This window comes from Bacteroides sp. NSJ-39 (assembly GCF_014287315.1).
Lineage (GTDB): Bacteria > Bacteroidota > Bacteroidia > Bacteroidales > Bacteroidaceae > Bacteroides > Bacteroides finegoldii.
Genome location: NZ_JACOOB010000019.1, coordinates 18,158 through 39,479 on the forward strand (window position 1 = coordinate 18,158; position 21,322 = coordinate 39,479).

Annotated in this window: 26 protein-coding genes and 1 pseudogene; 10 read left to right on the forward strand and 17 right to left on the reverse strand. The window is 43.6% G+C overall.

Features of this window, described 5'->3' with window-relative positions:
- Positions 1–119: 119 nt before the first annotated feature.
- Entirely contained in the window at positions 120–845 is a 726-nt protein-coding gene (locus tag H8S63_RS16790) for an RDD family protein (RefSeq protein WP_143865233.1), read from the reverse strand.
- A gap of 100 nt (positions 846–945) precedes the next feature.
- Between H8S63_RS16790 and H8S63_RS16795 the strand changes: the two genes are divergently transcribed.
- From H8S63_RS16795 to H8S63_RS16820, 6 genes are read left to right on the forward strand one after another with little or no spacing between them, the layout of a single operon-like run.
- On the forward strand, positions 946–1,908 hold the full coding sequence (locus H8S63_RS16795; RefSeq protein WP_186927441.1) for a stage II sporulation protein M: 963 nt from the start codon (positions 946–948) through the stop codon (positions 1,906–1,908).
- On the forward strand, positions 1,889–2,827 hold the full coding sequence (locus H8S63_RS16800) for a hypothetical protein (RefSeq protein WP_186927442.1): 939 nt from the start codon (positions 1,889–1,891) through the stop codon (positions 2,825–2,827). The genes H8S63_RS16795 and H8S63_RS16800 overlap by 20 nt, the downstream gene beginning before the upstream one ends.
- A 17-nt stretch (positions 2,828–2,844) precedes the next feature.
- A complete protein-coding gene (locus tag H8S63_RS16805; RefSeq protein ID WP_186927443.1) occupies positions 2,845–3,462 on the forward strand; it encodes a DUF4129 domain-containing protein in 618 nt (205 codons plus the stop codon).
- A complete protein-coding gene (locus H8S63_RS16810; RefSeq protein WP_186927444.1) occupies positions 3,459–4,733 on the forward strand; it encodes a DUF4350 domain-containing protein in 1,275 nt (424 codons plus the stop codon). The genes H8S63_RS16805 and H8S63_RS16810 overlap by 4 nt, the downstream gene beginning before the upstream one ends.
- 11 nt (positions 4,734–4,744) lie before the next feature.
- On the forward strand, positions 4,745–5,719 hold the full coding sequence (locus H8S63_RS16815; RefSeq protein ID WP_186927445.1) for a MoxR family ATPase: 975 nt from the start codon (positions 4,745–4,747) through the stop codon (positions 5,717–5,719).
- Positions 5,720–7,030 (forward strand): DUF58 domain-containing protein, encoded by a 1,311-nt coding sequence (locus H8S63_RS16820; RefSeq protein ID WP_186927446.1) that lies wholly within the window; start codon positions 5,720–5,722, stop codon positions 7,028–7,030.
- Between the two features lie 44 nt (positions 7,031–7,074).
- On the opposite strand, the gene H8S63_RS16825 is transcribed toward H8S63_RS16820, so the two are convergent.
- The 4 genes from H8S63_RS16825 to H8S63_RS16840 all read right to left on the reverse strand — a co-directional run bounded on the left by H8S63_RS16825 (position 7,075) and on the right by H8S63_RS16840 (position 9,044).
- On the reverse strand, positions 7,075–7,302 hold the full coding sequence (locus H8S63_RS16825) for an immunity 17 family protein (protein ID WP_007757860.1): 228 nt from the start codon (positions 7,300–7,302) through the stop codon (positions 7,075–7,077).
- A complete protein-coding gene (gene tsaE, locus H8S63_RS16830) occupies positions 7,299–7,712 on the reverse strand; it encodes a tRNA (adenosine(37)-N6)-threonylcarbamoyltransferase complex ATPase subunit type 1 TsaE (RefSeq protein ID WP_186927447.1) in 414 nt (137 codons plus the stop codon). The genes H8S63_RS16825 and tsaE overlap by 4 nt, the downstream gene beginning before the upstream one ends.
- Before the next feature lie 12 nt (positions 7,713–7,724).
- Positions 7,725–8,537 (reverse strand): metal ABC transporter permease, encoded by an 813-nt coding sequence (locus tag H8S63_RS16835; protein ID WP_186927448.1) that lies wholly within the window; start codon positions 8,535–8,537, stop codon positions 7,725–7,727.
- Between the two features lie 81 nt (positions 8,538–8,618).
- Complete coding sequence (locus H8S63_RS16840; RefSeq protein WP_186927449.1) at positions 8,619–9,044, reverse strand: phospholipase; 426 nt, start codon at positions 9,042–9,044, stop codon at positions 8,619–8,621.
- Positions 9,045–9,157: 113 nt separating this feature from the next.
- Here H8S63_RS16840 and H8S63_RS16845 point away from each other — a divergent pair, with 113 nt between their 5' ends.
- Positions 9,158–10,285, forward strand: a complete 1,128-nt coding sequence (locus H8S63_RS16845) for a leucine-rich repeat domain-containing protein (RefSeq protein ID WP_186927450.1) — start codon at positions 9,158–9,160, stop codon at positions 10,283–10,285.
- Between the two features lie 125 nt (positions 10,286–10,410).
- Here the strand turns inward: H8S63_RS16845 and H8S63_RS16850 are convergent.
- Positions 10,411–11,160: pseudogene (locus H8S63_RS16850) on the reverse strand (GNAT family N-acetyltransferase).
- Positions 11,161–11,253: 93 nt separating this feature from the next.
- Positions 11,254–12,483 (reverse strand): 3-phosphoshikimate 1-carboxyvinyltransferase, encoded by a 1,230-nt coding sequence (locus H8S63_RS16855; RefSeq protein ID WP_186927457.1) that lies wholly within the window; start codon positions 12,481–12,483, stop codon positions 11,254–11,256.
- A gap of 247 nt (positions 12,484–12,730) precedes the next feature.
- On the opposite strand from H8S63_RS16855, the gene H8S63_RS16860 reads away from it, so the two are divergent.
- Together H8S63_RS16860 and H8S63_RS16865 are read left to right on the forward strand one after the other, a co-directional pair.
- Positions 12,731–13,783 (forward strand): winged helix DNA-binding domain-containing protein, encoded by a 1,053-nt coding sequence (locus H8S63_RS16860; protein WP_186927451.1) that lies wholly within the window; start codon positions 12,731–12,733, stop codon positions 13,781–13,783.
- Between the two features lie 668 nt (positions 13,784–14,451).
- Complete coding sequence (locus tag H8S63_RS16865; RefSeq protein WP_032581699.1) at positions 14,452–15,747, forward strand: site-specific integrase; 1,296 nt, start codon at positions 14,452–14,454, stop codon at positions 15,745–15,747.
- A 93-nt stretch (positions 15,748–15,840) separates the two neighbouring features.
- Here the strand turns inward: H8S63_RS16865 and H8S63_RS16870 are convergent, their stop codons facing one another.
- From H8S63_RS16870 to H8S63_RS16885, 4 genes are all read right to left on the reverse strand, one after another.
- On the reverse strand, positions 15,841–16,158 hold the full coding sequence (locus H8S63_RS16870; RefSeq protein ID WP_005858007.1) for a helix-turn-helix domain-containing protein: 318 nt from the start codon (positions 16,156–16,158) through the stop codon (positions 15,841–15,843).
- A 1-nt stretch (position 16,159) separates the two neighbouring features.
- Positions 16,160–16,453, reverse strand: coding sequence for a helix-turn-helix domain-containing protein (locus H8S63_RS16875; RefSeq protein ID WP_008629224.1), 294 nt, complete (start codon positions 16,451–16,453; stop codon positions 16,160–16,162).
- A gap of 146 nt (positions 16,454–16,599) precedes the next feature.
- On the reverse strand, positions 16,600–17,028 hold the full coding sequence (locus tag H8S63_RS16880) for a hypothetical protein (RefSeq protein ID WP_032581697.1): 429 nt from the start codon (positions 17,026–17,028) through the stop codon (positions 16,600–16,602).
- 252 nt (positions 17,029–17,280) lie between these two features.
- Positions 17,281–17,634 (reverse strand): helix-turn-helix domain-containing protein, encoded by a 354-nt coding sequence (locus H8S63_RS16885; protein WP_004326138.1) that lies wholly within the window; start codon positions 17,632–17,634, stop codon positions 17,281–17,283.
- A gap of 124 nt (positions 17,635–17,758) precedes the next feature.
- On the opposite strand from H8S63_RS16885, the gene H8S63_RS16890 reads away from it, so the two are divergent.
- Entirely contained in the window at positions 17,759–18,553 is a 795-nt protein-coding gene (locus H8S63_RS16890) for an EFR1 family ferrodoxin (RefSeq protein WP_004326137.1), read from the forward strand.
- On the opposite strand, the gene H8S63_RS16895 is transcribed toward H8S63_RS16890, so the two are convergent.
- From H8S63_RS16895 to H8S63_RS16920, 6 genes are all read right to left on the reverse strand, one after another.
- Positions 18,511–18,729 (reverse strand): hypothetical protein, encoded by a 219-nt coding sequence (locus H8S63_RS16895; protein WP_173023019.1) that lies wholly within the window; start codon positions 18,727–18,729, stop codon positions 18,511–18,513. The two genes, H8S63_RS16890 and H8S63_RS16895, sit on opposite strands and share 43 nt — an antisense overlap.
- A 17-nt stretch (positions 18,730–18,746) precedes the next feature.
- Positions 18,747–19,337 (reverse strand): DUF4948 family protein, encoded by a 591-nt coding sequence (locus H8S63_RS16900; protein WP_032581693.1) that lies wholly within the window; start codon positions 19,335–19,337, stop codon positions 18,747–18,749.
- A gap of 87 nt (positions 19,338–19,424) precedes the next feature.
- The gene (locus tag H8S63_RS16905) at positions 19,425–19,931 is read right to left on the reverse strand and encodes a hypothetical protein (RefSeq protein ID WP_118430356.1); all 507 of its coding nucleotides are present in this window, start codon (positions 19,929–19,931) and stop codon (positions 19,425–19,427) included.
- Positions 19,932–20,127: 196 nt separating this feature from the next.
- Entirely contained in the window at positions 20,128–20,469 is a 342-nt protein-coding gene (locus H8S63_RS16910; protein WP_118430355.1) for a hypothetical protein, read from the reverse strand.
- A gap of 75 nt (positions 20,470–20,544) precedes the next feature.
- Positions 20,545–20,916, reverse strand: coding sequence for an SMI1/KNR4 family protein (locus tag H8S63_RS16915; RefSeq protein ID WP_029427320.1), 372 nt, complete (start codon positions 20,914–20,916; stop codon positions 20,545–20,547).
- Positions 20,917–20,952: 36 nt separating this feature from the next.
- Entirely contained in the window at positions 20,953–21,291 is a 339-nt protein-coding gene (locus H8S63_RS16920; RefSeq protein WP_050441492.1) for a hypothetical protein, read from the reverse strand.
- Positions 21,292–21,322: the final 31 nt, after the last annotated feature.

A 21,322-nucleotide genomic window follows, 5' to 3' on the forward strand; every position in this document is an offset into this window, starting at 1 on the left:
AAGTTTTTGGTGAAAAAGGTATCTAATCGTGCGAAACGTGTCTCTTCTAGATATATGAACAAAGGAACTGTATATCTGGTTGTTAAGCTGTAAATATGTAGGGTCATCGGACAAACTTCCTATATTTCTTCTAACGCATAATATTGATAATCTCTTAATACCGTCTGGAGAAATTTTTCCTGATTACCATCCTGCGGAGTGATGGAAAGAAGTGACTGTACCTTTTTGGCAAGCGCTGAGATGCGCCGTATGCGGTCTTTTTCTCCGGACTCCAGTGTACGGGTAATCACATTTACCTGTTCCAATGATAAGTCGGCGGATTGAGGGTAGACCGGACGGTAATTCTTCATCAGATAGTCGAATTCGTCAAGACTGACGTGTATTTTGCGATAGTTCTTTTCTTTAATCACCATTGTTCCGGCAGCGAGATCACCTAGACGCTGATTATTCTTGGTCAGTAGGATGACAAAGATGCCTAAACCGCTTGTCAATGGTCCGTCAACTATGAAAAGGAGCCACCGTAGCAGGTAAGAACCAATGCTGGGAGTAGAACCGTCCAACTTTACCACACGGATATTCATCAATCTTTTTCCGAAACTCTGTCCGTGATTGAACATTTCGCAGAGAAAGGAGTAGCCGAGTATGGGCAGATAAACGATAAACAGAAAAAAGAACAGGTTGAATCCCGATGGCAAGTGTAACTTTGCAATAAGGGCAATTGTAGAATAGAGATAAAGCCCGATCAGAAAATAATCAATGATCAAAGCGATCAGACGTTCACCAATACTGGCGGGTGTTTGGCTGATACGAACAAATTGTCCGGTTATTATCGTGGATTCTGCCATTTATGGTTAAACATTTTAGGATTCCGTTGCAAATATATTATAATTCTCTTACTTTTGCTTCTGGTTTCGGACAAAACTTATCCGGAATTTACTGAAAAGCATGAAAGAGATTACGTTTATTCGTCGGAACATTGAAAAATGGAAAGAGACAGAGAAGATTGTGGAGCAGGCTGTCGGCTTGTCTCCCGACCGACTTGCGGATGCGTATACAGACCTGACTGCTGACCTGGCATTCGCCCAGACACATTTCCCGACTTCCCGCATCACTATTTATCTGAATAATCTGGCTTCGGCGTTGCATAATGAAATCTATCGGAACAAACGCGAGAAGTGGACACGGATTATCACCTTTTGGACGCAGGAAGTGCCGCAAACAATGTATGATGCACATCGCGAGTTACTGGTTTCTTTTATTATTTTCGTTGCCAGCGTACTGATTGGAGTATTGTCTGCTGCGAACGATCCGGATTTCGTCCGCTTGATTCTAGGAAACGGCTATGTGGACATGACATTGGACAATATAGCCAATGGTGAGCCGATGGCGGTTTATAACGGTTCGGATGAAGTTCCGATGTTTCTGGGGATTACGCTCAACAATGTTATGGTATCTTTCAATTGTTTTGCAATGGGACTGCTGACCAGTTTCGGTACAGGCTATATGCTTCTCTCCAATGGGATTATGATAGGAGCCTTTCAGACTTTCTTTTATCAGCACGGTTTGCTTTGGGAGTCTACCCTTGCCGTCTGGCTGCATGGTACGCTCGAAATCTGGGCAATTATTGTGGCAGGTGCTGCCGGGCTAGCTTTAGGTAACGGATGGCTGTTTCCCGGGACTTATTCGAGGATTGAATCCTTCCGTCGGGGAGCAAAGCGCGGGCTGAAAATAGTTATAGGCACTGTCCCCGTATTTATAATGGCAGGATTTATAGAAGGGTTTATAACCCGTCATACGGAACTTCCGGATATGTTGAGGCTTGGCGTAATTCTCACTTCACTGGCATTTATTATTTTCTACTATATTTATTTACCAAATAAGAAAAAACATGGAATCACAGAAACCTAAGATTGCGATGTATGTGAAACGTCCTTTCGGTGAGAAGCTGAATGCTTCTTTTGATTTTATAAAGGAAAATTGGAAGCAGTTGCTGAAGTATGTAACGTATCTGATACTTCCGGTCTGTTTGCTTCAAGCGGCAAATTTTAGCGGGTTGATGGGCGGTATGACGGATCTTACCGCTATGCAGGCGGCAGGTGGAATGGGAGATGATCCGTTATCCGTTTTCGGACCTTCGTTCGCATTCAATTATGCAGGACTTGTCTTTTTTTCATTTTTGGGAGCCTTGTTGTTGACCTCTTTAATTTATGCCATGATCCGGTTATACATTGAACGGGAAGAACGTCTGAATGGAATTCTCTTTAACGATATAAAACCGTTATTACTTCGTAATATCAAAAGATTATTCATTATAGGGGTGTTCTGTAGCTTTTTGCTTCTGCTTGCCGTTATCATTATAGTTCTGTTGGCAGTGTTGACCCCATTTACGTTACTGCTCACTTTTCCGTTATTGTTTGCATTTGCCATACCTCTTGCTTTGATGGCTCCGATTTATTTGTTTGAGGATATTTCGTTAATGGAGGCATTCAGGAAGACCTTCCGGTTGGGATTTGCCACTTGGGGAGGGGTTTTCCTTATTCTTATTGTGATGGGACTTATTGCCAGCGTGTTGCAGGGAATCGTTTCCATACCGTGGTATATAATCTATATCGTGAAAATGGTATTTACCATGAGTGACGGTGGTGAAGTAGGGTCTTCTGTCGGACTGAACTTTGCACAATATCTGTTCTCTGTCCTGATGTTGTATGGCTCCTACTTGTCAGCCATATTTACGGTTGTCGGTCTGGTCTATCAGTACGGTCACGCATCTGAGGTGGTGGACAGCATAACGGTGGAAAGTGACATAGATAATTTTGATAAACTCTAACACCAGACGCAGGAGAAATGAATCTGACTTCCCCGACTGACACGTTGGTCTGTGATACGGCGCAGCTTGTCCGATGGCAATCTGATCCGGCGTATAACTATAACCGTGAGTTGATTGCTCCGGAGATTAATCTCTTCGAATGGATCAATAAACAGTTTGGGGAATTTCTGCGTGAAATATTCGGCAGCCGTTTTGCTGATGAGTATTCGGAACTTATTCTGGTTTGTATCTCTGTCGTTATCCTGCTTTTGGTTAGTTGGTTTGTCTATAAGAAACGTCCCGAACTGTTCATGCGCTCCGGTAAGAGAACATTGCCTTATACGGTGGAAGAAGATACGATTTACGGAGTCGACTTTCCGGAAGGGATTAACGAGGCTCTTTCTCAAAGGAACTATCGGGAGGCTGTACGGTTGCTTTATTTGCAGACATTGAAGCGGTTGAGTGATGCGGCCCGTATCGAATGGCAACCTTATAAGACTCCTACGCAATATCTGTATGAAGTGCGACTCCCTGCTTTCCGGCAACTGACAAACCATTTTTTGCAGGTGCGCTATGGAAATTTTGAAGCGACGGAAGAACTTTTCCGGACAATGCGGGCTTTACAGGAAGAAATAGAGAAAGGAGGCGTCTCGTGAAAGGAAGCCGTTGGTTTATTATCTTTATCATAGTCTTTTTGTTGGTCATGTTTGCGGTAGAATATCATTTGCCGAAGAAATTTGTGTGGAAACCGACTTTCGGTCATTACGACAAACAGCCTTTCGGTTGTGAGGTGTTCGATAGCCTGTTGTTGTCCTCCTTGCCGCATGGATATGCGCTGTCGAAGAAAAGTTTCTATCAGTTGGAACAAGAGGATACGGTAGGACAGTGTAAAGGTATATTAGCTATAGCTGATGACTTGATATTGTCGAGCGTGGACGTGAAGGCTTTGCTGCGGATGGCTGATCGGGGCAATAAAATAATGTTAGTGAGTACCTTATTTGGCACAAATTTGGAAGATACGTTGGATTTCAGAACTTACTATTCTTATTTCAGCCCGATGGCTTTAAAGAAATATGCCGCTTCTCTGTTGGCAAAAGACAGTATATGCTGGGTGGGAGATTCTACAGTGTATTCACGCCGGACTTTTTATTTTTATCCTCAATTCTGCTCGTCCTACTTTTGGATGGATTCGCTCCGGAGTGAGGTCTTGGCACAAAGGGTGATTGACTCGAACGAGTTTCGCTATGAGACCGAAGCGGATTCTTTGGTGACGGATAGTCTTTCGCGTATACCTGTCGCGATGTCCTATCGGCATGGTAAAGGAGAGATTATTTTAGTTTCCACTCCTTTGCTTTTTACAAACTATGGGATGTTGGATGGAGGAAATGGAGCCTATCTCTTCCGTTTGCTGTCGCACATGGGAGATCTTCCTGTTCTTCGCACGGAAGGATATATGAAAGAAACGGCGCAGGTGCAGAAATCCCCTTTCCGCTATTTCCTTTCGCGGCCACCGCTTCGCTGGGCTTTGTATCTGACGATGATTGCCATTCTTCTCTTTATGATATTTACGGCAAAGAGGCGGCAGCGGGTTATCCCCGTCATACGTGAACCGGCAAATAGATCTCTCGAATTTACTGAACTGATAGGTACACTGTATTTTCAAAAGAAGGACCATGACGACTTGGTGCGGAAGAAGTTTACTTATTTTGCCGAAGAGTTGAGAAGGGAGATTCAGGTAGACATTGAAGAGGTGGCGGATGATGAACGCTCTTTTCACCGGATTGCCCAGAAAACGGGGATGGAGGTTGAAGAGATTGCGAAGTTTATTCGTGAAGTGCGGCCGGTGATTTACGGAGGACGCAGGATTAATGCGGAGCAAATGAAAGTGCTTATTGATAAAATGAATGAAATAATCAATCATATCTAAAGAAGAAATTTATGGAAGAGAATACAGAACAACGGTTAGATTTAACTCTTTTTTCCGAGAAGATACAGGAGTTGAAGGAGCGGATTGCATCTGTCGTTGTGGGACAGGAGCAGACTGTCGATTTGGTGTTGACGGCTATTCTGGCGAATGGACACGTATTGATAGAAGGTGTTCCGGGCGTTGCGAAGACACTATTGGCTCGTTTGACTGCCCGTCTGATTGATGCTGACTTCAGTCGTATTCAGTTTACTCCGGATTTAATGCCAAGTGATGTGTTGGGTACAACTGTGTTTAATATGAAAACCAATGGTTTTGACTTTCATCAGGGGCCGATTTTTGCAGATATCGTATTGGTAGATGAAATCAACCGTGCTCCTGCGAAGACACAGGCTGCCTTGTTTGAAGTGATGGAAGAACGCCAGGTCAGTATCGACGGGACCACTCACCGGATGGGGGAACTTTATACGATTCTGGCTACTCAGAACCCGGTGGAGCAGGAGGGGACATACAAACTTCCCGAAGCGCAGCTCGACCGTTTTCTGATGAAGATAACGATGGATTATCCTTCGCTGGAAGAGGAAGTGAATATTCTGGAACGCCACCATACGAATGCGGCATTGGTAAAACTGGAAGATGTGACCCCCGTACTTACTAGAGAAGAACTTCTTTCTCTTCGTGCCTTGATGAGCCGGGTGTTTGTAGACCGTACGCTGCTTCAATATATCGCGTTGATTGTGCAGCAGACTCGTACTAGCAAGGCAGTGTATCTAGGAGCTTCTCCACGTGCTTCCGTAGCGATGTTGCAATCTTCAAAGGCCTATGCTCTTTTGCAAGGACGGGATTTTGTGACACCGGAGGATATCAAGTTCGTTGCTCCGTATGTGCTTCAGCATCGCCTGATCCTGACTGCGGAAGCTGAAATGGAAGGTTATTCTCCGGTGAAAGTGACACAGCGTTTGATTGATAAAGTGGAAGTCCCGAAATAGATGTTTTTAACTCGTCGCTTCTATATTGCCCTGATCGTAGTTATCCTGTTGCTGGGTAGCGGATACGTTCTTGCTCCGTTCTTTGTCATCGGGCAGTGGATACTTTTTTTCTTGTTTCTGGTGGTATCGGCAGATGTGTATTCTCTTTATCGTATTCGGGGAATACAGGCTTTCCGTCAGTGTGCCGACCGCTTCTCCAATGGTGATGAGAATGAGGTAAGTATTCGTGTGGAAAGCAGCTATACGTATCCTGTTTCTTTAGAGGTTATTGATGAGATTCCTATCGTTTTTCAGAAACGTGATGTTGACTTTCGTACGAAGTTACAGGCGAATGAAGGAAAGACGATAACTTATCGTCTGCGTCCTACCCGTCGCGGTGTTTATTCGTTTGGGTATGTCAGAGTTTTTGTGACCGGAAGGATTGGGCTGGTTTCTCGTCGTTATACCTGTGCGGAACCTTTGGATATCAAGGTGTATCCGTCTTATCTGATGCTTCATCAATATGAATTGTTGGCGATGAGCGATAATCTGACCGAGCTGGGAATAAAGCGTGTTCGCAGGGTGGGACATCATACGGAGTTTGAACAAATCAAAGAGTATGTAAAGGGAGACGATTATCGTACGATTAACTGGAAAGCGAGTGCACGCAGGCATGAGCTTATGGTGAATGTATATCAGGATGAACGTTCGCAGCAGATTTACAATGTGATAGATAAAGGACGGGTGATGCAACAGGCTTTTCGTGGGATGACTTTGTTGGATTATGCGATTAATGCTTCGCTGGTGCTTTCGTATGTTGCCATGCGAAAAGAAGACAAAGCCGGATTGGTGACCTTTGATGAACACTTCGATACTTTTGTCCCTGCTTCCAGGCAGTCGGGATATATGCAAACGTTGTTGGAGAATCTGTATAGTCAGCAGACTACTTTCGGGGAGACGGATTTCTCGGCTCTTTGTGTGCATCTGAACAAACACGTTGGTAAACGGAGCTTGTTAGTGCTCTATACCAACTTTTCGAGTATAGGCAGCATGAATCGCCAGTTGTCTTATCTGAAACAGCTGAATCACCGTCACCGTTTGCTCGTGGTCTTTTTCGAGGATGCCGATCTGAAGGAATACATTGCACAACCGGCAAAAGATACGGAAGGCTATTATCGCCATGTGATTGCAGAGAAGTTTGCTTACGAGAAACGGCTCATCGTATCTACTTTGAAGCAGCACGGGATCTATTCTTTGTTGACCACACCGGAAAATCTTTCAATTGATGTGATTAATAAATATTTGGAGATGAAAGCACGGCAACTATTGTAATATAAATCAATAATGGTCTGACTTTTCTTTATTTCTTATAAAGCTTATAATCCCATGACTTTTCGTGTTTCTACAAAAAAGAAGATAGCCATGCCTATAATGATAATCCCTAATATCCCATAGAAGAGTCGTGCCCGGTTACGTCCTACATTTCTGACAATGGTTTGCGCATTACGTGTTGTAAAGAACCAGTCCCAGTTAAGCAATGACGCCAGCAGGGAGACAGTTCCTGCCAGCGCAAAGATTCCTTGTACGATATATTGTCCGGTCATAGTTTAATCACTCTACTTCCGTCTTCCAGTTCTTCAATCGTTACTTTTACGGCGTCACCCGGCAGTAATTCTTCCACCAGTTCCGGCCATTCGATAAAGCAGAGAGCACCACTGTAGAAATAATCTTCATATCCCATGTCGTACACTTCACTTAGTTTCTTGATACGGTAAAAATCGAAGTGATAGATTAACTCCCCGGTTTTGTCCGAACGGTATTCGTTGACAATAGCAAAAGTCGGAGAACTGATGACATCGGCTACACCCAATTCTTCGCAGAGTGCTTTCACAAATGTGGTTTTACCGGCACCCATCTTTCCGTATAAAGCAAATACAGTGTTGTCTCCCATGGCAGCGATGAATTCCCGGACTGCTTCATGGATACTTTCCAGTGATTGAATTTTGATTTCCATATACTATATCTATTATGATGACTTTTTCCTGCAGCAACTCTTTCCGATTTTGCAGACAGCATAAATCAGAATAGAGAAGAATATGATGGAAGCTCCCGAGGGGACTTTCCAATGATAAGCAATAAATAATCCGCCCAAGCATCCTAAGAAACCGATGCCGATGGATAACCAGATGATTTTCTTGAAACTATAAGTGAAGAGGTTAGCCGTCATTTGTGGAATGGTGAGAAGGGATATGGCTAACACAATACCTACCATCCGCAGGCATGCTACAATAGTCAATGCGATGAACATCATTAACACGTATTCGAATATCTCTACCGGAATCTTCTGCGAACGTGCAAATTCACGGTCAAAGGCAATATATACGATAGGGCGGATAAACAGATAAAAGAATCCGGTTAGTATGAGTGCCAATATGCCGAGCATCCATAAGTCAATTTGATTGATGGTCAGGATATTCCCGAAAAGATAAGCTGATAAGTCGGGTGCAAATCCGGGTGACAAAAAGCTGAACATGATTCCGAGTGCCATCCCCAACGTCCAGAACACTGCAATGGCAGAGTCCTCACGCATATCTTTCCGTCTGCTAAGCCACTCCACACCGAAGGCTGATAAAACAGAGAATACAGCCGCCGAGAGTATCGGGGAAATTCCGGCAAACAATCCTAACCCAATACCGCCAAAAGAAGCATGAGTGATTCCTCCACTGATAAATACCAGGCGGCGGGTAACGATGTATGTACCGATAATCCCACAGGCAATGCTTGCCAGCAGACTACCCAATAAGGCGTGTTGAAAGAATGTATATTGTAGTAAATCCAAGTAAATTAAAAATTAAAGATTAAAAATTAAAGACCGTAATCAGATCACAGCAACGAACTATCGTCTCTCAACTGTCAACTCTCAACTGTTTCCGTTTCTTCTTTCTCCGATAATCAGAAAGACTTCGTCTTTGAGGTCATCTGGCAGTTCGATGCCACGGAGTTGAAGACTACGTACCCATCCGGCTACTTCTATATCCAATGTTGTATACAGTACATCCCGAAACATATCTGTCTCTTCTTCCGTATATGCATTTCCTGGTCTGCCGATGAATTGGTCCAGCTCTTCATCATCGTAGTATTCTATCTTTTTACTGACAGCGGCCAACAAACTATCCCTTTCACATACTTCATGTTGTCCGCAGCATTCCGCATCTACTTCTTTCACTTCCGGCATACGATCCAGTTCGCCTTTTTCTATTTTCTTTTCTAGTCTTTTGTTGCGGATGATTCCGGCTATCAGCGCGATAACACCCAGCAGTACCAGACTTATAATGAGTATCCACATACCAATTAACAATTACGAATCAAATTTGTGCAAAGTTACTTATAAATTTCATTCTATTGAGTATGGTATCTATTTCTTTTCTTACTTTTGTATGTTGCTAACTTAAATATAACATGAAAAGACAGAGTATATTATTCGTTCGGAGTATGTGTGTGGTTATCTTATTCATTACTCTTGCTGCCTGTAAAGATACAGACAACAGAGTGTTTGGAGATGATTTTGATTTTCCGGCGTTGACAGATGAAAACACGATTCGCTTTACAGTAAATGTTGTAGGAGACTGGCGGCAATTGGACATTGTGGCAAGTGGAGGACGAATGGTGATAGATTGGGGAAACGGTCGTATACAGAAAATAGAAGACCCTTCTTCAATGACTGGCGGAGTGGTATATAGATATGGAAATAAGGGATCATACGAAGTGAAGATTTGGGCAGAAGAGCTGCAGCTTATCGATATAAGTGGTTTGCTTCTTCCTTTGAGTAATCTTTATTTGGGAAATATGCCGCGAATGAAATCTCTGGCTTTGAATAGCATTTCTGATACCCGAAAATTGGACTTGAATACCTTTTGTCCCAACGTGGAAAGTATTAATATCGGTAGTCTCGCAGATTTGGAGCGTCTGGAGATTGGGAACTGCTCCCGATTGCGATCTATACAAATTTATTCTAATCCAAAATTAACTTCAATAGAGTTTGGCAGTCATCCGGAAACGGAAAGTTTATACTGTTCTTATAATGGCCTTTCTTCCCTTTCCCTTAAAAACTTACCGGCATTGCGCAATATTGATTTAAGTTCTAATGAACGATTGTCACGTCTGGAATTGAACGAGGAGACTTCAATTTCTGCGATATTGATACAAGGATGTGCTTTCCAATCAATTACTGATATATTGAAATGTTGTTCTTCTTTAAGGGAATTAAGTTGTTCATATAATAAATTGACCGAACTTGATCTATCCGGTTGCTCTAATATCAGTGAGTTGCGTTGTGAACATAATCAGCTAACTCGTTTAATGGTACCGCAAGGAAGTTTGTTAGAACATCTTTATTGTCACTCAAATCAATTGGATGAGGATGCCCTGAATACGCTGTTTGATTCCTTGGGGCAAGTGGTGAACCCTGCCATTTATTATCCGACTTCTCTCCGCCAATATCGGATTTCTTTTAATGATAATCCGGGAGCAGATGATTGTAATAGAAGTATCTTGAATGATAAGAACTGGATAGTTGAAAATAAGTAAAGTATTGACGACAAACCACCAGAGCCTTTTTTCTCTATATGTGGAGGATGGCAAATGAGAAGTCTTTTTAATGGCAGATAAAATATAATTCTGATAATTAACGGGAAAAGTCAGGATTGTATTTCTTATTTTTTAAGTATTCTTTTTAAATAGTCGATAGTTGGCAAGTTCACTGTCTCAAAACTTCCTTTATAAAATACAGCAAAATTATTAAAAACACAAGGTAACTCTTTTGCTTTCTGTAGCGTATTTACTTGAATAAAAGAAACAGGGACATCATTTGTTTCACAATATTGTTTGATCATTTCAATGTATTTATAGATATAGGGGCATTGCATATCATAATAAATCGTCAGTTCCTCACTTTCTATTTTCAGATTCTTGGCATTTGACGCAAATTCCGGTGCTGTTCCGTCAAAAGAAAGAGCAAGCAATTCATATCCGTTATCAGTAGTGTCAACAACTTTAAAACCAACTTTCTTTGCAAATGATTGATCAGAAAGCCAGTTCTTCTGTTTTTTTGCTCCAAGCATACAAATGCCGGATCTACCTTTTTCTTTGGCATCGGCTATACAGTACTCCATCAACGAACTTCCATATCCGTTTCCTCTGGGACTACCTAAAACCCATAAACAATAGAGGTAATAGTAGTTATCTCCCATTATCGGAACCCAAGCTTTTTCGAGAGGAGCATATTCAATAAAGACTGTAGCTTTTGCATTTTACTTTCTAAAAACATGACCTTCCTTCAGTCGGTCGGAAAGCCATTGCTGTTTTGCTTCAATGCCCGGATGGGATTTCTTGCTACGGATAATGCAGCATAAATGCTCATAAGAAAGATTTTCTGCTGTTAAGTTTATGAAATCAGTATTCATATATGCTCTCGTTTTTATTTAGATAGTATCGATCAGCCAGTGGGGTAATTATAATCCTTTATTAGCCTGCTGACAGACTATAATGTCCGAAGGTTACCCTTCGTTTATCACCTGAAATCCGGCCTGCTTCAAATCCCCCCAATATCCGGGATATGATTTGGTGACCACCTGCGGATCGGCAATAAGCAAATTAGGATGACAGATAACTGCCGGAGCAAATGCCATTGCCATACGATGATCTTCGTAAGTGTCAATTACCGGAATTTCCTCCGGTTCACATCGTTCGCCATTCCACATTAATATGCTGTCATTTTCTTCTTCAATAACATATCCCAACTTTTTAAGCTCGGTGCGCAATGCGGCAATACGATCAGTTTCTTTTATTTTCAGACTTTGTAATCCGGTGAAACGGAAAGGGATATTCAGCAAGGCACAGGTAACAACGAATGTCTGTGCCAAATCCGGAATGTCGACAAAGTCTTCTTCCAGTCTTTCCGGCGCTTTGCCTGTTTTTTTCAGTTTCACACCTTGCGATGTAAATTCGGTAGTTATACCTAAGCGTGAGAAAACTTCTGCTCCCCGACTATCTCCCTGATAACTGTTAGGAAACAACCCCAATAATTCAATTTCTGCTTTGGGAGATAAGGCGGCAATCTGATACCAATAAGAAGCTGCGCTCCAGTCACTTTCCACTTTGAAAGGAATGCTCTGATAGAGTTGTGGAGCAACGGAAATGCTACTGGGAGAAGTCCATGCGGCTTTGGCTCCAAAGTCCTGCATCAGTTGCAATGTAAGGTTGATATAAGGACGGGAAATAATCTCTCCGCTTAAATGCAAAGTCAAACCGTCTTTGAGTGCCGGACCTATCATCAATAGAGCAGATATATATTGGGAACTTACATTTCCTTTCAAGGTTATTTCATTTCCTTTCAACTCTGCACCTTTGATACATAAGGGAGGATATCCTTCATTGTGGACATACTCTATTTCAGCTCCTAATTCCCGGAGCGCATTGACTAATATCTGTATCGGGCGTTGCTGCATACGGGCTGTTCCTGTGATTGTCCGTTCCCCCGGAGTCACACTTAAATAGGCGGTAAGGAAACGCATAGCAGTGCCCGCAGCCATAATGTCAATCGTCTCTTTCCCTTCGGTGAGAGCTTTTATCATCACCTGTGTATCGTCACAATCGGACAGGTTTTCAGGAGGATAAATACCTTTGCCCAGCGCATTGATGATTAATGCACGATTACTGATACTTTTAGAAGTCGGCAACTGGATAGTTGCTGTTACTACTGAAGGAGGGATGAGTTTATAGAGCATCATTTCTTGATCTATTCTTTGTTATGGAGTACAAAAGTAGAGATTTATTCGGAGACTTCCAACTGGTTTTGACTCTTGGCTAGGGAGTTGAGGCAATATCTGTATCTTCTTATTTATTCTTTTTATCATTAACAATGATTTGTATGGAAAGAAATTTTATATTTGCAATATACTAATAATAAGCTCACGAAACTAAAATCGTTGTGTGCCTTATTGTTTTATATTGATAAAATAGCAATAAATTAAAATGAGAATACCGAATATACGTTTACTCAACCAACAGTTATTAAGTCCCCTTTTCTCTCAACCCAAAGAACTTGTGTCCTGGATGGGAGCTATGCAGGCGCAGAATTATTCCATGGTGAAATGGGCAGTAGGAATGCGTTTGAAGTCAGCAACGATTCAAACTGTGGAAAAAGCACTGCGTGATGGTGAAATCCTGCGGACTCATGTAATGCGTCCGACATGGCATCTCGTAGCAGCAGAAGATATCCGGTGGATGTTGAAACTTTCCGCCGGGCGTATTATATCTGCTAATGAGTCTTATGCGAAGGGGCATGACTTGGAAATTTCTGAAGAACTCTATACGAAAAGTCATAATCTGTTGGAGAAAATTCTTTGTGGGAAGAAAAACCTGACGAGGCAGGAGATTGCCGAACATTTTAACCGTTCGGGGATTGTAGCGGATAATCATCGTATGACCCGCTTTATGGCTCGTGCGGAGCAGGTGGGGATTGTATGTAGTGGGGAAGATAAAGGAAGTAAATGTACGTATGCGCTTTTGGAAGAGCGTGTTCCGCCGATGCCGGAATTGACCAAAGATGAATCTTTGGCTCGTTTGGCTAGAAGCTATTTTCGTAGTCATGCTCCTGCTGTTTTGCAAGATTTTGTCTGGTGGTCGGGGCTGCCTATTACAGATGCACGTCAAGCTATTTATTTGATTGATTCGGAATTAACGGCAGAAGAATGGAATGGACAGACATGGTATATTCATGAAGATTGCCGGACTCGTGGAAAAGTTACCGGCAGTTTGCATCTTCTTCCTTCTTATGATGAATATTTGCTTGGCTATAAAGACCGGACAGACGTTTTACCTAAAGAGCATTACTCGAAAGCATTTACCAATAATGGTCTGTTTTATCCGATTGTTCTTCATGAAGGACAAGTGATAGGAAACTGGGATAAGTCTGTTAAAAAGAGAGGCTCATTGATAGAACATTCATGGTTCCGGTTGGATGATTGTGTTGATGAATGTGCGTTGGATCGTGAGAAAGATAAGTATATACGGTTTTGGCGATAATATATGAAAAAACGTATATTTTATCGTTGTATAATTCCATATATGCAGGATATATTTAGGCATGAGTTGAAAATGAGAAGGATTTGCTGTTTACGAATTTAGAAAAGAAATAAATCGATTGTGTTTTGGAATAATTTGTTTTAGTCTGTGTCTTTTATAGAATAGATGTATAGAACTTGCCTTTATTTTGTCTCAAATTGATATGTGGAGTGTTGGCTGTTTCAGGTGTAGGGTTAGCTTTGGGATAGCACTTAAAATAAAGTTTTATATGCTCCTTTTAAAGGAATAAAGTGTTTCTCACCGATCAATGAATCGTTCCTTTAAAAGGAACTGGTTATTCCTTTTAAAGAAACGATTGTCAATAAGTTTATTTATAGTGTATCTTTTGACTGTTTTTGAATAAAAAATCGGCATAAGGCGCAAAGAAAAGCAAAGTTCTACATAAATAAATGCAGGTCAGCATCTTGTATGCAGAGCGGGTGGAAGCAGGCTTCGGCATAAAAAGCCTGAAAACACCCCTTTCGGACAAAGTTCGGCTACTAAACAGCTACCGGTTCCGAAACGGGGTATATACGGCATAACAAGTTCTGTTTCATCGCTTTGCCTTGTTTTGCATAGCTCTTGGTAAGAAATAAGTAACTACCTTTAGAAACGAAAATTTTAGAGTTATGGAAACAAAGAGAAGTACGTTTGCGACCTCGTTCTACATCAAGAGATCCGCAGTGAGAAACCGGGACGGGAAAGCCCCCATCATGGTGAAAATCTCCGTTGACGGGGATGACAAGGCAGTGGGAACCAAGCTGTTCGTCACTCCCGACCTCTGGGAGAACGGCAAGGCGAAAGGCAAGTCCGCAGAGGCAAACGAGATAAACGGGCAACTGAAGGAGGTCTCCGCCCGGCTCACCAACCACTACCACCGCATCCTCCGGGAAGAGGATTTCGTCACCGCCGAGAAGCTGCGCAACGCCTTCCTCGGTGTCGGCGTGATGGAGAACTGCATACTGAAAGACTTCGAGAATATGAACAAGGAGTTCGGGGCGATGGTGGAGAAAGGGCAGCGAGCCAAGTCCACCTACAACAAGTATCTGGCTGTTTACAACCATTTCAAGACCTTCCTTTGGGAGAAGAAGAAGCGCACCGACATGGCTTACAAGGAGCTGACCAAGGAGATCATCGCCGATTTCGACAAGTACCTGCGGGTGGAGAAGGGATTGAGCGCCAACACCCTCTGGATATACACCATGCCCCTGCTCAGCCTGACCGACAAGGCGTGGCGGCGTGGAATCGTCCGCACCGACCCCTTCGGCGAGTACAGCCTTGAGATGCAGGAGACCGATCGGGGCTATCTCACGGAGGAGGAGTTGCGTACCTTGGCTAACGCCGTGTTCGTCAAGAAACAGACCAGCCTCGTGCGGGACATGTTCCTCTTCGGGTGTTTCACCGGGCTTAGCTACATTGACATAAAGACGCTCACCCATGACAAGATACAGCGCATGGACTTCGACGGCGAGGAATGGATCATCACCCGGCGCACCAAGACCCGTGTGTCGAGCAACGTCCCCCTCATGGAGATTGCCAAGGAGCTGATAGAACGTTACAAAGGGCTTGCCGGAGGCGACCTCGTGTTTCCCATGCCCAGCAACAGCGTGTGCAACAGGCACCTCAAACAGATAGCCAAAGCCTGCGGCATCCACAAGGAGATCGGCTTCCACCTAAGCCGCCACACCTTCGCCACGACCGTCTATCTCTGCAACGGAGGCACCATCGAGGCGCTCTCCAAGATACTCGGGCACAAGCACATTTCCACGACCCAGATCTACGCCGAGGTGACCAACAGGATGGTAAGCTCCGATTTCCGGGCGATCTCCGGCAACCTCGCCGCCATGCAGCGGAGCGTGCTGGAGAAGAAGGACAGGAAACAGGACGGGAAGCGGGTGCGCCGCTCCCTCCGGGAAACGGCTTGACGCCTTCCCCCGGTGCAGAATGCGGCAAAGGCAGGAACTTCCGATGCGGTGTCCCTGCCTTTGCTGCATTTCCCGATGCACACCCCCGTGCGTTTATGTTGGACTTTTCCCCCGTTTGCGCTTTGGGCGCATGTCCACGTAGTTCTCCTCCAGCATACGCAGCAGATCCGACTGGCGGTAGAGCGTCTTGCCCGGCAGCGATATGTACGGGATCAGCCGCTGCGTGCGGTAGTCCTGCAACGTTCTCGGCGTGATGTGCAGCAGCCTGCACACGTCCTCGCCCGTGAGATAGACCTCGCCGTTCATCGCCGGGCGGAAGTGCGCCGTTACCGTGTCAAGGTACCTCATGCCTTCCTCCAGTGCCTCGAAGTACGCCCGTACCTCTTCCGTGTCCCTTGTGATCACTTCCATCTCACTCGTCCTCCGTCATTTCCCGGCTCATGGCTTCCACGAACGCCTCCACGTCCTCCGTCCGGTAGTAAATCTTGTGGTTGATCTGGCTGTACGGCAGCAGCCCCCGATCACGGTAGGTCTGCAATGTCCGCTTGCTGATGCCCAGTTTCTCGCACACGTCCGCCCCGTCCATCCAGTTCATCTTTTCGGGCGGTCGGTAGCGGGCGCAAAGCTCCCTCACGTGCTGCGAGAAGCTGCCGAACCGTTCCTTCATCTCCTCGAAGGTCTTTCTCTCGATGCTTACTATTTCCATTGTCCCGATACGTTTTTATTGTTATACTTCCCTGCAAATATACCGGTCTGTATATGTCCGTGTATCAAAACCGTACCGCTTGTCCTCGTTTTGCTTCACGTTTGTAGCCTTGTCACGTTCCGGGCGGTGAAAAGCAGGGAGAAGCTCTACATATCCGCACGCCCTTCCGCATATTTCCCGTCTCTTCCGCTTGCCGTGTGCCGGACATTTCGCATATTTGTAACCGACCAAACATCATCACTATGGACGAGGCTGTCTTTATCGCGCAATACACCTTCCTTGCCACTCCTGCGGTCATCGAGGAGGAGAGCCGCATCTTGGGCAAGATCGCACGCCGCCTGCGTTGCGAGTACGTCATCCGTTTCGAGGACGACGGCAAGTTCTATTTCCTGCTGGAAACCCGTTCCGGCTACGAGGAGCATTTCGCCCGGTGCGGCTGGTACGTCGTCAGCCAGACCGACTTCAACAGCCGCCTGACCATCGGCATGGGCTTGTACGAGAGCGGGAACTTGGCGGGCTTCATGTACAGGCTTGATTCCGGCAGCTGTATCCGGGCGATTCAGGAGAACAGGCATCGTGCCGCTTGGATTATAAATTAAGCGTTATTTATTCCTAAATATCAGCACTTTCTGAAATTTTGGCTTTGCATCCGTCACGCTTTTAGTCCTTAAAAGCTATCTGCTGTTGTCCGGTGTCTGTCTGCCAACATCTTGGGTTCAGATGTTCGCATTATTTTTGGATTATGCAAATCGTTGAAAATAAACATTTTAAGGTTATTGCAAGGTGCAAGCTATATATAAATATATACTTGTACCTTGCACTAAATTTCAATACTTATTTTTCCGTCTATTTTCCATTATCGTTTCAAAATTTTCTTGCCCCCATTGTTTCAACTGCTCTAAATAAGGGATTAAAGTTTCTCCAAATTCAGATACATAATATTCCACTTTGGGTGGAACTGTGGGATATATTTTTCTATTTACCAATCCGTCCGTTACCAATGACCGCAAAACAGTAGATAGCATCTTTTCCGATATAGAGGGGATTGTTTTGTATAGTTCATTGAAACGTATTACTTCATTCTCATGTAGCTTCAATAAGACAACTAAAGCCCATTTGTCACCCAGCCATTCCAGTATAGGGGAAGCAGAACAATAATCGTAATCTAACTTTTTTCTCATTTTTCTTTTATCCAACAAATTGATATACAGGAAAACTAACCTAAATGTAAGTTACTGATAACCAAGACAGTTCTTCTTTTTTTTAAAGAGACCTACTAACTTTGCTGTCGCAAAAATAAATGTTATGGACTATAAAAGCAAAACGGCAAACGACAAAGAAATATCCATCTATTATTTCTCCGCCACAGGCAACAGCCTGAAATTGTCGCAGGATATTGCGGCGGCTTTTGGAGGAGCCGGGCTGTTCAGAATGACACCGTCAGCTGGAATCACCGCATCGGACTCCCGAATCGTAGGTTTTATATTCCCCGTATATATGGGCGGACTGCCCGGCATTGTCCGCCGGTTCTTGGAAAGTTATCCGTTCAGGAAAGGCGTGTACTATTTCTCCATAGGCACATATTACACGTACAAGGGCTGTGCGGTGTCCGTTGTGGACAAAATCATGTCCGGCAAAGGCGTGCGTCTGGACTATGGCTACAACCTGCCCACCGTAGGGAACTGCCTGAAGGAATACGAGGTATCTTCAGTAAGGAGGACGAAGATACTGGAACGGGCGGAGCTTTACACTTCACGAATAATCGACGACTTGAAAAAAGGCAAACGGAAAAAGCCTTTCCCGTATTGCAGGTTATCGGATCTGTTGCACAAAGGGCTGTTCAATGCTTTTTTCAGTCGCTCGCACTTGAACTTCTCCTTGGAAAATGGTTGTATGGGATGTGGTGTCTGCGAACGTGTATGTCCCGTGAACAATATTACGCTGAAAAACGGAGTGCCCCGGTGGGGAACCGGTTGCGAGGCTTGCCATGCTTGCGTACACTGGTGTCCCCGGAATGTCATTCAGATCGGGAAGTCCAAAGGGCGGCTGCAATACCATCATCCAGCTGTAAAAAGAACGATGCTGTACCGTGTGGAATGACGGGTTCCTATGCTGCGTATCCAGAGATTCCGGTCTGTTTCCCGTTTGTAGGATTCCACCGGAACCAGCCCGTTCTTGCGTTGTTCATGCCGACAGGTCATAGAAACGATATGGATGACCTTACGCATCCTTGTCATCATCTGGAAGAATCGGCGCATGTATTGGAATATCCTCATGCGTCCCTCTTTGCAGGTTATCGTGAATGGTCTAACTCAATGTACCAGCCTTCCCTGACGGGCTTGTACAGCGTGGTGTCGTTGTACGTCCTGCGATAGATCTCGTTCAGGTCGCCGTGTTCGGTGATACGGATGTTCCGGCGGCTTTCCAATCCGGGATCGTAAATGAAACTCTTGGACGTTCCCGCATCCACGATGCCGTGGGAATAGTACGGCATAACGAGGCTCACATATACCGAATCCGCCGTTTCCCATTCCCTGCGGTCAACAAGGACAAGACCGCATCCAATCTCTGACAACAAGGAATCGAGCTGTATTCGGTCTGGCTTCAGCAGCCCATATACCGGGAGGTCTTGTTCGTCATTCGTTTCATGGGATGTATCGCTTTGCTCTGTTGAATCAAGTATAATGACCTCTTCCGGAGAAAGCGGCGGATAGTGGAAACTGCCTTCTGAACTCTCTGCCATGATTTCGTACACCTTGCGGAACGCCGCCTCGTGCGTGGCGAAGTGGCGTATCATTTCCTCGTCGCTCGGCGGCATGGGCGGCTCTCCGCAACTTGCGGCAAACAGGCTTGCTAAAAGCAGGATTATGGCGAATGTTCTCATATTCTTATGTAGATGATGCTTGGCAGCGCTTCGCTTTAAGCGGCAGTGCTGTTTGTTATCTAAATCTTAATGTCTTTATTGGCAAAATCAAGGCACTATTTCGTAAACGGTTCGCTCATTGTTCCTGAAAATGGTATGCTCAATCTGGCTTCCGACCTTTACGATACTGTCTATGTCCGCATTGACTTTCAGGCTAAGGACGGGAGCGTATTTCCGATGTTCGTAATCGACCGGAGTATTGTTATAGGTTGTTTCGACAATAGGATAATTATGTTCCTTTGCGAACTGTTTCAAGGTATCTATGTAGGGAAGCTGCTCTTTACCCATAGCTTCAAAATCTATGTAAAACTTTCCGTTCTCCAGCACAAAGTAGATGCAGTCCACACCATTGGAACAAATACCTATAAAATCATAATCAGTATTTCCTGCCTGCACGTTTCTCAATACATCCGGCAGTTTGTCTATCGTAATCCGGGCAGCAACCGGGATATTGGAGTTTATACCGTCGTTTTGCGTCACTCGTTTATTCCCATGCCCGCAACTCAATAAACTTAAGATAGAAGTAAATATTCCCATAGTTTTTAAGAATCTCATAGTTTTATGCTTATTATTAAATAGATAACATGTAATTATATACGTTTTCCGCTGTATATCTTCGCTCAATTACAAATATATATATAAGGGCGAAACTTCGGAGCGTTCGGTCTTCCTTTTTTTCTATGGTATGCTTAAAAGCAGTTTTTGCGGGTGGTTGTTTGGGCGTTCCCCTTCGGGCGGGCTTTTGTAGGTCTTAAAATTCCATATTCTCCTTTTTATAATTTTTATAGCGAATGTTTAGAACACCTTTCCATTCTTGACTTGGACAGGCGTTTATTAACTGGATATATTTGTCGCCATCATCAATACGTATGACAGATTCCCCCAGTTTTAATAAGTCCCACTGCAAATCATAAAAAGAACTCTCGGGAAAAATTTGTACCAATACTTCAGCTTCATCAAATGATATGGGGAGTTGTATTCGCTTTAATAATTCATCATAAGAACGTATAACTTCAACAATGTTATCTGGATCATTGATGCTTTCATTAGGCATACGACCTAAATCTTTCAACTGTAAAATTTCAGTTCTCATATTATTGTTTTTTTAGAGTTCATGATGTCTGGCAGCTAATCGACCTTTATGGGCAATTGAGGTGCGTGTTAGTATTTATTTTTCATTTTGACCTATGAAATCAAAGATATTGTTTGATTCCTTTTCCATTTCCAAAGAACCCAAAGCGCCTAAATCATTTGAATATATAGAATTATCAGTGGGGTTACCGACATTTATGAAGTACCCTAAATCCCCATCTTGTCCTATCATAAAATAATTTGGCTCAAAGTCTTTTATTTGATATGTTTGATTTCTTTCCTCTAAATCAGAGTATGAATACAGACATATACCCGAATCATCCACTTCATACACATCACCATCATTGATTTTAGCCAGAAAATCAATGTAAAGTTGCGGAAAAATAATGTTGAGCTTTGCTTGAAGCTCTATAATCCTCTTTTTTATTTCTTTATTGTCGGCAATCATAACTTCATATTATTTATTCCTTGTAATTTTAAGAACCTATTCAGTAGTAATATTAAGATCTTGTTTATTTCTCCATGCTATCCTAAGATAATTACCTCTTATTAAACCTTTATCACGGTAATGTCTAACTATTTCAGAGGGCGACCAATCCTTGGCATCGGAAAATAATGTTCCGATTTCTATTAACTTTTGAAAAAGAACTGCTCGCTTTTCTACATCGCCAGTAGGCATTGAAATAGAATAGTATGGTTCTACTTTTTCAAATCCAATACTGATAAGTTCATTCTTAAAATTGTCATTATCATTGGCTATAAATATATTATTTCCAGCCAATTCAATAGCAACGACTTTATCTTGTAATTTTTCATTCATCATGTTAAACACTAATGTTTGGTGGCTAACTAAC